General features: G+C 62.9%; 11 protein-coding genes and 1 pseudogene. 8 read left to right on the top strand and 4 right to left on the bottom strand.

Going from position 1 to position 13198, the window contains the following annotated elements; translation table 11 throughout:
• Nucleotides 1-9 precede the first annotated feature (9 nt).
• The 3 genes from ACTHNZ_RS04805 (at nt 10) to ACTHNZ_RS04795 (ending at nt 3869) form a co-directional block, all read left to right on the top strand.
• Nucleotides 10-813, top strand: a complete 804-nt coding sequence (locus ACTHNZ_RS04805; protein WP_440541356.1) for a molybdate ABC transporter substrate-binding protein — start codon at nt 10-12, stop codon at nt 811-813.
• A gap of 162 nt (nt 814-975) precedes the next feature.
• On the top strand, nt 976-1758 hold the full coding sequence (locus tag ACTHNZ_RS04800) for an enoyl-CoA hydratase/isomerase family protein (RefSeq protein ID WP_440541355.1): 783 nt from the start codon (nt 976-978) through the stop codon (nt 1756-1758).
• The gene (locus tag ACTHNZ_RS04795; RefSeq protein WP_440541354.1) at nt 1755-3869 is read left to right on the top strand and encodes an acetate--CoA ligase family protein; all 2115 of its coding nucleotides are present in this window, start codon (nt 1755-1757) and stop codon (nt 3867-3869) included. The genes ACTHNZ_RS04800 and ACTHNZ_RS04795 overlap by 4 nt, the downstream gene beginning before the upstream one ends.
• A 13-nt stretch (nt 3870-3882) precedes the next feature.
• Here ACTHNZ_RS04795 and ACTHNZ_RS04790 read toward each other — a convergent pair whose 3' ends face one another.
• On the bottom strand, nt 3883-4911 hold the full coding sequence (locus tag ACTHNZ_RS04790; protein ID WP_440541353.1) for a LacI family DNA-binding transcriptional regulator: 1029 nt from the start codon (nt 4909-4911) through the stop codon (nt 3883-3885).
• A gap of 151 nt (nt 4912-5062) precedes the next feature.
• Between ACTHNZ_RS04790 and ACTHNZ_RS04785 the strand changes: the two genes are divergently transcribed.
• Both ACTHNZ_RS04785 and ACTHNZ_RS04780 read left to right on the top strand, forming a co-directional pair.
• On the top strand, nt 5063-5692 hold the full coding sequence (locus ACTHNZ_RS04785; RefSeq protein WP_440541352.1) for a gluconokinase: 630 nt from the start codon (nt 5063-5065) through the stop codon (nt 5690-5692).
• Nucleotides 5693-5702: 10 nt separating this feature from the next.
• Nucleotides 5703-7025 (top strand): MFS transporter, encoded by a 1323-nt coding sequence (locus ACTHNZ_RS04780; protein WP_440541351.1) that lies wholly within the window; start codon nt 5703-5705, stop codon nt 7023-7025.
• Between the two features lie 109 nt (nt 7026-7134).
• On the opposite strand, the gene ACTHNZ_RS04775 is transcribed toward ACTHNZ_RS04780, so the two are convergent.
• Entirely contained in the window at nt 7135-7743 is a 609-nt protein-coding gene (locus ACTHNZ_RS04775) for a LysE family translocator (RefSeq protein ID WP_440541350.1), read from the bottom strand.
• A gap of 314 nt (nt 7744-8057) precedes the next feature.
• Between ACTHNZ_RS04775 and ACTHNZ_RS04770 the strand changes: the two genes are divergently transcribed.
• Both ACTHNZ_RS04770 and treF read left to right on the top strand, forming a co-directional pair.
• Nucleotides 8058-8825 carry an SDR family NAD(P)-dependent oxidoreductase gene (locus ACTHNZ_RS04770; protein WP_440541349.1) on the top strand — a complete coding sequence of 256 codons (768 nt, stop codon included), beginning with the start codon at nt 8058-8060 and terminating at the stop codon, nt 8823-8825.
• A complete protein-coding gene (gene treF / locus ACTHNZ_RS04765) occupies nt 8822-10465 on the top strand; it encodes an alpha,alpha-trehalase TreF (RefSeq protein ID WP_440541348.1) in 1644 nt (547 codons plus the stop codon). Before ACTHNZ_RS04770 ends, treF begins: the two co-directional genes overlap by 4 nt.
• A gap of 176 nt (nt 10466-10641) precedes the next feature.
• On the opposite strand, the gene otsA is transcribed toward treF, so the two are convergent.
• Together otsA and ACTHNZ_RS04755 are read right to left on the bottom strand one after the other, a co-directional pair.
• Complete coding sequence (otsA, locus tag ACTHNZ_RS04760; RefSeq protein ID WP_440541347.1) at nt 10642-12039, bottom strand: alpha,alpha-trehalose-phosphate synthase (UDP-forming); 1398 nt, start codon at nt 12037-12039, stop codon at nt 10642-10644.
• Between the two features lie 260 nt (nt 12040-12299).
• Nucleotides 12300-12680: pseudogene (locus tag ACTHNZ_RS04755) on the bottom strand (DUF4396 domain-containing protein); the annotation flags it as partial.
• Nucleotides 12681-12742: 62 nt separating this feature from the next.
• On the opposite strand from ACTHNZ_RS04755, the gene ACTHNZ_RS04750 reads away from it, so the two are divergent.
• A partial coding sequence (locus ACTHNZ_RS04750; protein ID WP_440541346.1) for a chloride channel protein occupies nt 12743-13198 on the top strand: 456 nt, incomplete at its 3' end.

Genomic DNA, 13198 nt, shown 5'->3' with positions numbered 1-13198 from the left:
TGAAAACCCATGAATGTCCTAATGAAGCGGGCTCGCGTTCGCCTTATCGTGCCCATGCTGCTTTCGCTCGGCATGAGCGCGGCCGCGAACGCTGCCGACGTGCACGTACTGGCTACCGGCGCTTTGCGCGGCGCATTTCGCAGCATCGTTCCGGCTTTCGAGCAATCGACCGGCGACAAGCTGATCATTTCCTGGGGGCCCTCATATGGGACGTCGCCCGACGACCTGCCGATGAGGCTCGAAAAACACGAGCCGATGGATGTGTGCTTCATGATCGGTGCTGCGCTGGACGACCATATCCGCCAAGGGTATTTCGTCGCCGACACGCGGGTGAACGTTGCGATTTCTCGGATCGGTCTGGCGGTCCGCCAAGGCCTGCCGAAACCGGATATCGGCTCGGTGGACGCCGTGCGAGCCGCGTTGGTGGGCGCGAAGTCGGTTGCGTTCTCCGAAGGCGCGAGCGGCAAGTATGTGACGGAGACGCTCTTTCCGAAACTCGGCATTGCCGAGTCAATGAAAGGAAAGATCGTTCAGATCAAGGGCAAGGAGTTGGTTGGCACCGCGCTGGAGCGCGGAGAGGCGGACGTCGGCTTGCAGCAGATCAGCGAGTTGCATGCGATCGACGGCATTCAGTACGTGGGACCGCTTCCCGACTCGCTGCAAAAGATCAGCGTCATCGCCGCCGCGGTGGGGCGCAATGCGGCCGAGCCCGCAGCGGCGAACGCGCTGATTCGCTATCTGCAAACACCGGCGGCCAAGCATCTGCTCGAAGCGTCCGGCCTCGATCCGGCGAACGACCCGAAACAAAAGTGAGTGCCTGCAGGCTGCAGCTGTTTCAGTCTGTGGAACACGGCCGGTTCGCTTCCTGAAAGCCAGCGTTATCCTGAATTCATGCCTGTCTCGGCGAGAGCCAAGCTGGCGTCGGCTTGAATTCGTTCGTTTCTCTATCGATTTTCTTCATTCATTCATCCGCCCATGAATACCTCCTTGATCGAAATCGCTGTTGATTCCGGCATCGCCGTGATCACGCTGAATCGCCCGCAAAAGCGCAATGCCATGACGGACGATATGCGCTCCGATCTCATCGCCGTGCTTGAAAACACATCGCAAGACAAGGCCGTGCAAGCAGTCGTACTGACGGGAAGCGGCAAGGGTTTTTGCGCCGGCGGCGACGTGAGCGGCATGGCCGAGCGCATGGACGCCCCGACGGGTGACATCGCGTTCAATGGCTGGTCCCGGCAACAACGCGTGCATCACACGGTCAGCCTGCTGCATTGCATGCCCAAGCCTACGATCGCTGCGGTGAACGGCGCCGCTGCGGGCCTTGGCGCGGACATGGCGCTCGCTTGCGATTTCGTCGTTGCGTCAGAGGAGGCCAGCTTCGCTTGGAGTTACATCAAGCGGGGCCTGATACCCGATGGCGGCGGCTTGTACTTCCTTCCGCGCCGCGTCGGGTTGCCGCGCGCAAAGGATCTCATCTTCAGCGGACGGCAAATCGAGGCGAACGAAGCGCTCGAGCTTGGCATTGCCGACCGCGTATGTGCTCCGCAGCGGCTGCTCGAAGAGGCCCGCGCCTGGGCGATGCAGCTTGGCAGCGGGTCCGCCGCCGCGCTCGCGCTCGGCAAGAGCATCTTGAATCAAAGTTTCGAAATGTCCGCGCAGCAGGTGTTTGCTCAGGGCAGCCAGGCCCAGGCCGTCTGCTACACGAGCTCGCAACATCGCGAGGCGGTACGCGCATTTTTGAGCAAAACGAAATGAGCATGAAGAAAGACAAGGAAGCGATTGCACGGTTGGTGCGCCCGAGCAGCGTCGCCGTGATCGGCGCATCGGCGGACCCCTTCAAAACGGCGGGCCGGCCCGTCGCGTATTTGAGGAAGCACGGATTCACCGGCACCATCTACCCCGTCAACCCGCGCTACGACGCGATCGATGGTCTAACGTGCTATCCGGATGTCGGCTCGCTGCCGGCGGCGCCCGACGTCGGCATTGTGCTGCTCGGCGCGGAGCGCGCGCATGCAGCCGTTCGCGAACTGGCCGATCGTGGCACGCGCGCGGCGATCGTCCTGGCGAGCGGATACGCGGAGACGGGAGAGCAAGGTGCGGCGAGGCAAGCGCAGTTGCTGGCGGCGGCCGGTTCGATGCGCTTGCTCGGGCCCAACACCATCGGTCTCGTCAATTTGACGGATCGCATCACGTTGTCGGCCAGTGGCGCGCTGGAAACGGATTCGTTCAGGGTGGGGAATATCGGCGTCGTATCGCAAAGCGGCGGCATTCTCGGCGCGTTGCTGTCGCGCGCAGCGGCGGGCGGCATCGGACTCTCGAAGCTCGTATCGACGAGCAACGAGGCCGATCTGGACATCGCGGACTTCATGGAGTTTCTCGTCGACGATGATGCGACCTCCGTCATCGCGCTATACGTGGAGGCCGTTCGGCATCCGGAACGATTCCTCGAGGCGGCATTGCGCGCCGCGGACACGGGCAAGCCGGTGGTCGCATTCAAGGTGGGCCGATCGGAATCGGGCGCGCGCTCGGCCGTTTCGCATACGGGTGCACTGGCGGGATCGGATCGCATGTACGACGCGCTGTTTCGGCATGCCGGGGTGATCCGCGTCGGCACGTTCGGCGATCTGCTCGATGTGTCGAACGCGCTATCCATCGGCCGCCGTCCCGAAGGCAATCGCGTTGCGATTCTGACGTCGACCGGTGGCGCCGGCACGCTCGTCGCCGATAGTTTGGGAATGACGGGCTTCGAAACGCCCCCCCCCGATGAAGCGACTGCAACGCGGTTGCGTGCCCTGCAAACGGGCGATCACGCCGTGCTCGAGCGCAACCCCATCGACGTTACGCTCGCCGGCCTGCAGCCGGACCTGCTGCGAGGAGCGATTCGGGCCCTGCTCGATAGCCCGAGCTACGACGCTGTCGCCTTCATCGTCGGCTCCTCCGGTCTCGCGATGCCGGACTTGATGGTGGGCGCGATTCGAGACTCCTTACCGGGAACGCGCAAGCCCGTCGTCGGTTACGTGAGCCCGCATGCGCCGGCGATCGCTTGCTTGCTCAATAGCCAAGGCATTCCGGCATTCACCAGCCCGGAGGCGGTGACGAGTGCGTTGGATGCCATGCTGCGATATGGCCGCGGCATGCGACGCAGCGACGCCGACGCATTCGAGCAGGCCGGCATTGATGTGAGCGAGTTCCCGAGGGGATCGCTCGACGAAGCCCAAGCGAAAGCGTTGTTCGCGCGCTTTGGCGTGCCCTCGGTGAATGAGGTGGCGGTAACCTCAGCAGCGCAAGCTCAAGAGGCCGCGCAGGCGTTCGGAGACAAGGTCGTTCTGAAGCTGCTGTCGAACGAGATCACGCACAAGAGCGACGTGGGCGGCGTCGCGATCGCGGTGCCGATCGGCGCGGTCGGTGCTCGCTTGAATCGGATGCGCGACGACGTCGAGACGGCGACGGGACGGCCGGCGTGCGCGTTTCTCGTTCAAGAGATGGTGAGCGACGGCGTCGAGCTGATTCTCGGGCTTCATCGCGATCCGCTTGGGACGGCGGTCCTGCTGGGGATGGGCGGCGTGACGGCCGAACTGATTCGGGATACGACGATGCGCCTGCTCGATCCGCGATATGGGTTGTCGATGAGCGATGCGACCGAGATGATCCGCGAGCTCAAGACGTTTCCGCTGCTGGACGGCTACCGGGGACGACCACGGACGGACATCGACGCGCTCGCATCGGCGATCGTGGCGTTTTCGCGAATGGCCGTGCAGCTCGGCACGGAACTGGTCGAGGCGGAAATCAACCCGCTTTTCGTATTGCCGCAAGGCCGTGGCGTGAGGGCGGCCGACGGCGTGGCGGTGATCCGCCGCCAGGCCTAGGCAATCACGCCGATCACGCACTTTCCCGCACCATGAGCTCGAACCCGAGGTCGATCATGGGCGAAGGCACGCTCTCTTGGCGCATGATCGAGAGCAGCAAGTGCGCAGCCATGCGCCCCATCTCCGCGCGGGGCGTGCGCACGGTCGTCAACCTCGGCACGCAGTCCGCCGCGCCTGCCAAGTCGTTGAAACCGACGATCGCGATATCCTCCGGCACGCGGACGTTCATGCGGCGCGCCTCGAACAGCGCCCCTTGCGCGAGGTCGTCGTTGCCGAGGAAGATGCCGTCGACGTCCGGGCGGCGCGTGATCAGTTGCCGAAAGAGCTCGCAGCCGAGCCCGATCGACGACGGCGCCGGGGTGAGAATCTCGAGGTCGGGCTCGTGCAGGCCCGCCCGCTGCAGCGCGCGCCGAAAGCCCTCGCCCCGCTGCAACATCCGCTGATCGAGCTGCGCCGCGATGAACGCATTGCGGCGGCAGCCGCGCGCAAGCAAGTGCTTGGCGACGGCATCGCCCGCATCATGCTGCGAGAAGCCGACGCAATAAAGATCGTCGGCCTTGGCAAGCTCCATCATGTGCACGCAGGGCACGCCGCTCGCATCGATGAGGCGACGCGCGGCCTCGGTTCGATCGAAGCCCGTCACGATCATGCCCATCGGCGGCGAGGCGAGGTAACGGCGAATGAGGTCTTCCTCCTCGTCGCGCAGATAGTGCGAGTTGCCGATCAGAATCTCGATGCCATGCGGGCGCAGCACCGTATGAATCGCCTCCACAGCGTCCGTGAATACGTTGTTCGTCAAAGACGGGACGAGCACGGCCACGGTGTCGCTCTGCGCACGGGCGAGCGCCCTAGCGGCGGAGTTCGTCACGTAGTTGAGCTCGCGCGCCGCCTCGCGCACCTTGTCGACATATTCCGCCCCGACCGTGCTCAGCCCGCGCAACGCGCGCGAAGCCGTGATGGTGCTGACACCGGCACGGCGGGCAACTTCCTCGAGGGTCGGGCGGCCGGTGCCGCGGGTTTTCCTGGGTGTCGGGCTGGTCATGATTCAACTAGGATAGCGCTGTCTCAATCGTCTCTCAAACGTAGGACATTGTAAGCGAACGAGGGACGGATGAGAGAGCAGGGCGGTCGCGGGCCGCCTTTCTCTTGATTTGAAGAGATAGCGCTATCTCAATGGAAAGGGAACTGAACCGATGAACGGGACAGCATCAGTCATCGTTGTCATGGGCGTCGCCGGCTGCGGGAAATCGAGCGTCGCGCACGCCGTGGCCGCGCGCCTAGGCGGACGCTTCATCGAGGGCGACGCGTTTCATTGCGCCGCCAGCGTCGACAAAATGCGGCGCGGGATCGGACTCGTCGATGCCGACCGCTGGGGCTGGCTCGACCGGCTGGCAGCCGAGTTGAAGGAAACGTGCGAGCGCGGTGAACCCGTCGTGCTCGCGTGCTCGGCGTTGAAGCGCCGGTACCGCGATCGGCTGCGCCTCGGCAGCCCGTCGGCGAAGTTCGTTTTTCTCGATTTGCCGCCGGACGAAGCGGCGAAACGCGTCGGCAGCCGCAGCGGACACTTCATGCCGGACTCGCTCGTTGCGAGCCAGTTCGCGGATCTGGAGGCCCCCGTCGCCGAGCCCTCGACGCTGACCGTGAACGCCATGCTCCCCGTCGATGCGATCGTCGCCCAGGCGATCGATTGGCATGCGGGCGTTTCGCTGGCGCTGGCCGAGCGGGAACATCGGCTGATCGCTAAAGATAGCGCTGTCTTAGGTGCCGGCGCCGGTGCCACGCGGTGCATTTCACGGATTCACGAAGCCAGTCCAAATTTCTGAGGAGACGACAATGACATCGACGGCAGGACAGCGCGTCGCAAAGCGACGCTGGGTCATAGGGGTATTGCTGGGCGTAGGCGTACTCATCAACTATTTCGACCGCATCAACTTATCGGTGGCGGCGCCGCAGTTGAAGGCGGCATTCAATCTTTCGCCGGCCGAAATGGGCCTGCTGTTCAGCGCGTTCTTTTGGCCTTATGCGCTGCTGCAGGTGCCGGCGGGAATCGTGCTCGACCGCTTCGGGGTCACGCGTCTCGGCCGCTGGGGCGCATTCCTATGGGCGGCTGCATCGGCGGTTACGGCTTTCGCGAGCGGCTTCGGCGGCATCTTTGCGGCGCGCGCGATGCTCGGCATCGCCGAAGCGCCCGGCTTTCCCGTCAGCGCCAAGGCAACCGGGTATTGGTTCCCCCGCAAGGAGCGCGCGCTCGCCACGGCGATCTTCGACGCGGCCGCGAAGTTCTCGAACGTGATCGGCGTTCCGCTCATCGCCGTCGTCGTGGTCGGAATGGGCTGGCGTTGGGGCTTCGGCGTGACGGCCGTGCTCAGCTTTGCTTACTTCGTCGCCTTCTTTTTCATCTATCGCGATCCGAGCCGCGACTCGAAGCTTTCGGAGGCCGAGCGCCGCTATATCGTCGAAGGCGGTGCGACACCGGAAGGCACGTCGGGCGCGAACGCTTTCGCGATGCTCGGCTATCTGCTGAAGAAGTCGAAAGTATGGGGGCTCACGATCGGCTTCGCCGCCTATGGTTATTCGTTTTATCTGTTCTTGACGTGGCTGCCCGGTTACCTCGTGCAGACGATGCACATGAGCATCTTGAAGTCAGCCGGTTTTGCCGCTATTCCGTGGGCGGTCGCGACGCTCGCCGATCTCGTGGTGGGCGGCTGGTTGATCGATCACTTGATCGCGCGCGGCCACGATGAAACGCGTGTGCGCAAGGGCGTGCTCGTTTGCGGCATGGTGCTGGGCCTCGCCGTGTTCGGCGCCACGCTGACGACGAATCCAATGTGGGCGATCGTCTGGATCTCGATCGCCTTGGGCGGCCTGGCTGCCGCCGCGCCCGTGGGTTGGTCGCTGCCGTCGCTCATCGCGCCGAAGGGCGGGGTGGGGACGATCGGCGGCATCATGAACTTCGTCAATAACCTGATGGGCGTGGCGGCGCCCGTCGTGACCGGCTTCATCGTCGGCGCGACGAACTCGTTCGCCAACGCGTTCTTGATCGCCGGTGTCATTCTCGTGATCGGGATCGTCTCGTTCGTGTTCGTGATGGGCCGCATCGAGCCGATCGCCGAACCGGAGGCGCAGGTGACGCAGGGCCGTGCGTCGGTGGTTTGACGAGACTAGACTAGACTGCGGAATGCTGGAATGCAGGATCGCGCCGCGCTGGTGGCGCGATCCGTTCTTGCCGTAATCAGTGAAGAATCAGTGCGTAATCAGTGCGTAATCAGTGCGAAAGCATCGGCACGATCGAGGCAACCAATAATGCGGCCATGCTCCAATTGAACGCTCTGAGCGCGCCCGGTCCTGCCAGAAAACGCCGCACGCCGAGGCCGAATGCAGCCCAGACCGTGATGCTCGGCAGATTGACGATGGCGAAGACCACGGCCAACAAGAGCGCGTTCAGCAGTACGTTGTCGTGCAGATGGAACGCCGTCGCGCCGGTCACGGCCATCATCCAGGCCTTGGGGTTGACCCACTGAAATGCGGCGGCTTGAAGGAACGTCAACGGCCGTTCGTTGGCGGCGCCGATCGAGAGCTTGCCCGATGCCGCGATCTTCCAGGCGAGATAGAGCAAATAAGCGGCGCTCACGATTTCCATCACCGAATATAAGCGCGGGAAGCGCGTGAAGATTTGGCCGAGCCCCAACGCAATCGTGATCATCATGACCATGCAGCCGCACGTAATGCCGAGCATGTGCGGCATCGTGCGGCGCAAGCCGAAGTTGACGCCGGACGCCAGCAGCATCGTGTTGTTCGGGCCCGGCGTGATCGACATGACCAACGCGAACGTCATGGCAGCGGAAAGCGCTGCGTAAGGCAGAGAAAGCGGCATGGATTCGAGGCCCCAGACGGAATGGATGCGTCGACACAGTCTACGTGCGACCAACGGCACAGTACCGGTACAGATCAATAGATAATCAGCGGTACGGAATGGGCGGCACGGCGAGAACGGACGAATTCGAATCGATCGGGCGCACGCGACGTAAGCGAAATAAAAGCTATTCGATCAAACGGCGCGAGATTCCCCATTTTACGAGCCAAATGAATTGCTTGGGCTCATCATTTGCTTTTCGCACGGAAACGTTTCCTCTCTTTGCATGGTCAGAAGGAACGATGCCATTGCAAGGAGCAAGCATGGAGAGGCCCATGAGACTGGAAGGCAAGATTGCGCTCGTGACGGGCGCGGGACAAGGGATCGGCCGGGCGGTGGCCGTGCGTCTGGCGCAAGAGGGCGCGAAGATCGTCATCAACGATCTTCACGACGACAGCCGCGCCGAGCAGACGCTGGCCGACGTGCGAGCCGCCGGCAGCGACGGGTGCGTCGTGGCGGGCGACATCAGCGTGACGGACGCGAGCCGCCAGTTGGTCGAGGAAGGCATCCGGAAAATGGGCCGAATCGACGTGCTCGTCAACAACGCGGGCGTCGAGCACAACGCCGGATTCCTCGACGTAACCGAAGCGGACTACGACCGCGTGCTCGACATCAATTTGAAAGGCACATTCTTCGTCACGCAGGCATTCGTCAGCCACTTGCGCGATACGCAGCGTGGCGGCCGCATCGTCAATATCAGCTCGGTACACGAGGAATTGCCGTTTCCTCATTTCACGAGCTATTGCGCGAGCAAGGGCGGCATGAAAATGATGATGCGCAATCTAGCGATCGAGCTCGCGCCGCTCGGCATTACCGTCAATAACGTCGCGCCCGGTGCGATCGGCACGTCGATCAACGATCGTTTGCTGCACAATGCGGCCGAGCTTACCGCGCTACTCGGCAACATCCCGCTCAAACGCCTGGGCAAGCCGCTCGACGTCGCCAATGCGGTGCTGTTCCTTGCGTCGGACGAAGCGGACTATGTCACGGGTTCGACGCTCTATGTCGATGGCGGCTTACTTTGGAACTACGCTGAACAATGAGCATGACGATCGCTGCGGACAAAATGCTGGCAGCCGGCGGCGCTGCGCCGGACGTGGGGCACGTCGCCCCGGCCGATGTGCTGACGCCGGCCGATCGCTATCAAGAACTGTTCGTTGCCGTGCAACTGGGGCGCGTGTTCGACGACAGCAAGTCGTTCGTCGATTGCGTGCCGCTCGCGGCGCCCGATGAGATCCTGCGGCGCTATCGCGCCGATCATGCGATGCCGGGCTTCGATCTGAAGGCGTTCGTCAAAGCGCATTTCGCACACGAGCCGGTGCCGGCCGAACATTACGTGGCAAACCCGCGCGAAACGCTTGCCGCCCACATCGATGGTTTATGGGAAGTGCTGAGCCGCGAACCGGCCGAACATCCCGCGATGAGTTCGCTGTTGCCCCTGCCGCACAACTACGTCGTGCCGGGCGGCCGTTTCAGCGAGATGTATTACTGGGACTCGTATTTCACGATGCTCGGTCTCGCGCAAAGCGGCCGGCACGACCTGCTGCGCAGCATGGCCGATAACTTTTCGTTCTTGATCGACCATTACGGGCACATTCCGAACGGTAACCGGACCTACTACTTGAGCCGCTCGCAGCCGCCGGTGTTCGCGCTGATGGTCGATTTGTTCGAGACGCACGGCATCAAGCGGGCGATCCGGTATTTGCCGCAATTGAAGCGCGAGCATGCGTACTGGATGGAAGGCGCGGAAGGCCTCGCGCCGGGCGATGCGGCACGGCATGTCGTGCGGTTGCCCGACGCAAGCGTGCTGAACCGCTACTGGGATGAGCGCGACACGCCGCGCGACGAGGGATACATCGAGGACGTCGGCACGGCGTCGAGCAGCGCGCGCCCGGCCGGCGAGATCTATCGCGACCTGCGTGCGGGGGCGGAGTCGGGCTGGGACTTCAGCTCGCGCTGGCTGAGCGATCCCAACGATTTGTCCACGATCCGCACGACGGCGATTTTGCCCATCGATCTGAACAGCTTCCTGTACAAGCTCGAGACGCAGATCGAGAAGCTTGCGCGCGCGCAAGGCGATACGCCGACGGCCGAGACGTTCGGGGCTCACGCGGCCGCCCGGCGCGGCGCCATCGATCGCTATCTGTGGCGCGAAGAGGATGGGGCGTTCGTCGACTACGATTGGCAACTCGGCGAACACCGCAGCGGATTGAGCGCGGCGCTCGCGGTGCCGTTGTATGTGGGGCTCGCGACGCATGAGCAGGCGCATCGAGTGGCCCGCGCGATAGAGGCTCGATTGCTGAGCGCCGGCGGCGTGAGAACGACGGAGCAGGCAAGCCCGCAGCAATGGGATCGATCCAACGGATGGGCGCCACTGCAATGGATGGCCTCGCGCGGCTTGATTCGTTATGGCGAACGTGCCCTAGGGTACGACATCGCGCGTCGGTGGCTCGCCACGGTTTCGGCCGTGTACGAGCGAGAGTGCAAGCTCGTCGAAAAATACGCGCTGCATCACGACGTCGATGCGACGCGAGGCGGGGGCGGTGGCGAGTATCCGCTGCAAGACGGCTTCGGCTGGACCAACGGGGTCGTGCGCAAGCTGCTCGAGGATCACCCCGATCATCACGCGCATCATAGCCGCGCGGGCGAGCCTCGGCGGCGGACGGCGTCCTACGAGAAATAGAAGCAGAGCGAAGAGCGGCGAGTCCCGCCGGCATCGCGCACCGGCGCTGCGTGATCTTTGGTGACACGCTCTCGCGCAGCAGTGACGCTATTGAGGGCACAGCAAACCGTCGCGCACAACCCGATGATCACGACGATGACTGCATGGGCCGTCCGCGAAATGCAATTTCGCCGCAATTAGGCGTGCGCGCTCTCGGTGGCGCTTTCCAACTCGGCAAGGAACCGCCTGCGCCACCAGTGGACGTCGTAACTGCGTATCGTGGCCATCAGCGCGGCGTGTTTTGCCACACGCTCTTCGATCGGCATCGTAAGCGCTCGGTGGATCGCTTCCGCCATCTCGTTCGTGTCATAGGGATTCACGAGCACGGCCTCCTTGAGCTGTTCAGCCGCGCCCGCGAAACGCGACAGCACGAGCACGCCGGGGTCAGCCGGATCTTGCGCCGCCAGGAATTCCTTGGCGACGAGGTTCATGCCGTCACGCAACGGAGTAACGAGCGCGACGCGGCTCGCGCGGTAGAGCCCGGGCAGACGCTTGCGCGCGACGCTGCGATGAATGTAGCGCACGGGCATCCAGTCGAGCTCGCCGAAGTCGCTGTTGATCGCGCCGCAGAGGCTATCCATTTCGCGGCGCAGATCGTCGTACGCGTCGAGATCCTCTCGGCTCGGTGCCGCGATCTGAATCAGCGTCGCGCGGTTGAGGTTTTCCTCGTGGCATTCGAGCAGGCGGCGGAACGCCTGCAGGCGTTGCGGCAGCCCCTTCGAATAATCGAGCCGGTCGATGCCGACGAGCAGTTGTCGTCGCGAGTATTCCTCGCGCATTCGGTCGAACATATCCATCGCTTCCCGGCTGCGTTCAAGCTTGGCGAATTCGTCGAGATCGATGCCGATTGGAAACGCGCCAAAACGGACGGATCGACCGAACGCATGAAATTTGCCGTCCGGCAGTTGCGTTCCGTTAGTTTCCACTTCGAGGTAACGCGTGAAATGCGTGACGTCGGTTTCCGTCTGAAAGCCGACGAGATCGTAAGCGAATAGCGACCGGACCAGCCAAGCATGTTCGGGAATCGCAGCTAGCACGAGCGGAGGCGGCAGCGGAATGTGAAGAAAGAAGCCGATGCGGTTGTCGCAACCCAAGGCCCGCAATTCAGTCGCCAGCGGAATGAGGTGATAGTCGTGAATCCAAATGACGTCGTCGGGTTCGAGCAGCGCATGCAGCGCCTGAGCGAATTTCCGATTGACTCGGCGATAGCCTTCTACGTACCGCTCGTCGAACTGTGCAAGATCGAGCCGATAGTGGAAAACGGGCCATAGGACGTTGTTGGCGTAGCCGAGGTAGTAGGTTTCATATTCGGCGCGGCTCAGATCGACCGTGGCGAGCCGAACGTTGCCGACGGTCTCGATTTTGACGCCTTCCTCCGTTCCGGGGGACTGCGTCTCTTCCTGCAGACGACCGCTCCAGCCGAACCAGATACCGCCCGTTTCCCGCATGCTCTCCCGGACTGCGACTGCGAGCCCCCCGGCGGCGGCTCGATGAGGATTGGCAACCCGATTGGAAACGACGACTAGTCGGCTCATCAGGTCTCCTTTGAAATGGACATTTTGAATTGGACGCATTGAGCCGAGTACGCCGAGGCCCCCTGACTACTTCGATCGTGCATCGGTCCATCCTTCGGCTCGCCGCTGCACCTCCTTCTTCTCGTATCCGGGCGGTGGCCGAATAGACTAGCACATGGTCCCAAAACGGAAATTACGGCCACCTTTCGCCTGCGCGCATTGTGGCGTGCTATCCGCTGGCGCCTAGGATGTTTTTCTAGCCCGTCCTAGGCCTTTGCGCCTCACATCTGCTCTTTCAGGCCCAATCGAATCAGCCACCAATTCACGGGATAGCTCGTCGCAAACCCTGCCAGCATGGCAAATTGCATCGCAAACCAAAACTCGGGGCTCGCCACATCGGCAATTCCGCCATAGGCAGGCTTGAACCATAAGAATTGGATGATGGCCATCAGACCATACATGCCGATCTGCCATGCGGTTATCGACGCGATATCGGCTTTGACGGCGGCAACGATTCCCTGCCATGCCGAGAGGTCGCGCATCGGTTTGATCGTGAAGTACTGAAACACGATGCCGAGCAGGAATGCCGCAACGAAATCCGGAATCCAAACCGCGAACATTTTTTCACTGAACGCCGTGTGCCATCCGAACCAGACCGCCAGCGGCACTCTACGCACTGCTCGGCGCGTTGACGGGCGTTGCCGCGACCGCATGGATACGCGCCTTGCACTGGGCCGAAGATGCGTTCGACCGCGTGCGCAACCGCTATGTGCGGCACGCTTCGGGGATGCTGCTCGTCGGGGTGCTGATGTACGTCTTATGGCGTAGCGCTGGGCACTATTACGTGGAGGGCGTGGGATATGCCTCGATTCAGGCAACGCTATACGGGCAACTTCAAGGCGGGGCATTCCTGCTGCTGCTCGCCGCGAGCAAACTGTTCGCGACGTCGGTGAGCCTCGGGTCCGGCTCTTCGGGAGGGGTGTTTTCGCCGTCGCTGTTCATTGGGGCCATGCTCGGCGCAGCGATTGCGTCACTGATCTCTGCTGCCGTGCCGGGCGCTCCCGTCAGCGCGCCCGCGTTTGCGATGGTCGGCATGGGCGCCATGGTGGGTGGCGGAACGGGCGCCGCGATGACGGCCGTCGCGATGATCTTCGAAATGACTCGAGACTACGACATCGTG

Source organism: Trinickia sp., from assembly GCF_051953955.1.
Classification (GTDB): Bacteria; Pseudomonadota; Gammaproteobacteria; order Burkholderiales; family Burkholderiaceae; genus Trinickia.
This window is presented reverse-complemented; position numbering and strand designations above follow the sequence as displayed.

Coding starts and splice junctions, on each gene's coding strand:
- ACTHNZ_RS04805 (WP_440541356.1), top strand. CDS start 10: ATGAATGTCCTAATGAAGCGGGCTCGCGTTCGCCTTATCGTGCCCATG.
- ACTHNZ_RS04780 (WP_440541351.1), top strand. CDS start 5,703: ATGACATCGACGGCAGGACAGCGCGTCGCAAAGCGACGCTGGGTCATA.
- ACTHNZ_RS04785 (WP_440541352.1), top strand. CDS start 5,063: ATGAACGGGACAGCATCAGTCATCGTTGTCATGGGCGTCGCCGGCTGC.
- otsA (WP_440541347.1), bottom strand. CDS start 12,039: ATGAGCCGACTAGTCGTCGTTTCCAATCGGGTTGCCAATCCTCATCGA.
- ACTHNZ_RS04795 (WP_440541354.1), top strand. CDS start 1,755: ATGAGCATGAAGAAAGACAAGGAAGCGATTGCACGGTTGGTGCGCCCG.
- ACTHNZ_RS04775 (WP_440541350.1), bottom strand. CDS start 7,743: ATGCCGCTTTCTCTGCCTTACGCAGCGCTTTCCGCTGCCATGACGTTC.
- treF (WP_440541348.1), top strand. CDS start 8,822: ATGAGCATGACGATCGCTGCGGACAAAATGCTGGCAGCCGGCGGCGCT.
- ACTHNZ_RS04770 (WP_440541349.1), top strand. CDS start 8,058: ATGAGACTGGAAGGCAAGATTGCGCTCGTGACGGGCGCGGGACAAGGG.
- ACTHNZ_RS04790 (WP_440541353.1), bottom strand. CDS start 4,911: ATGACCAGCCCGACACCCAGGAAAACCCGCGGCACCGGCCGCCCGACC.
- ACTHNZ_RS04800 (WP_440541355.1), top strand. CDS start 976: ATGAATACCTCCTTGATCGAAATCGCTGTTGATTCCGGCATCGCCGTG.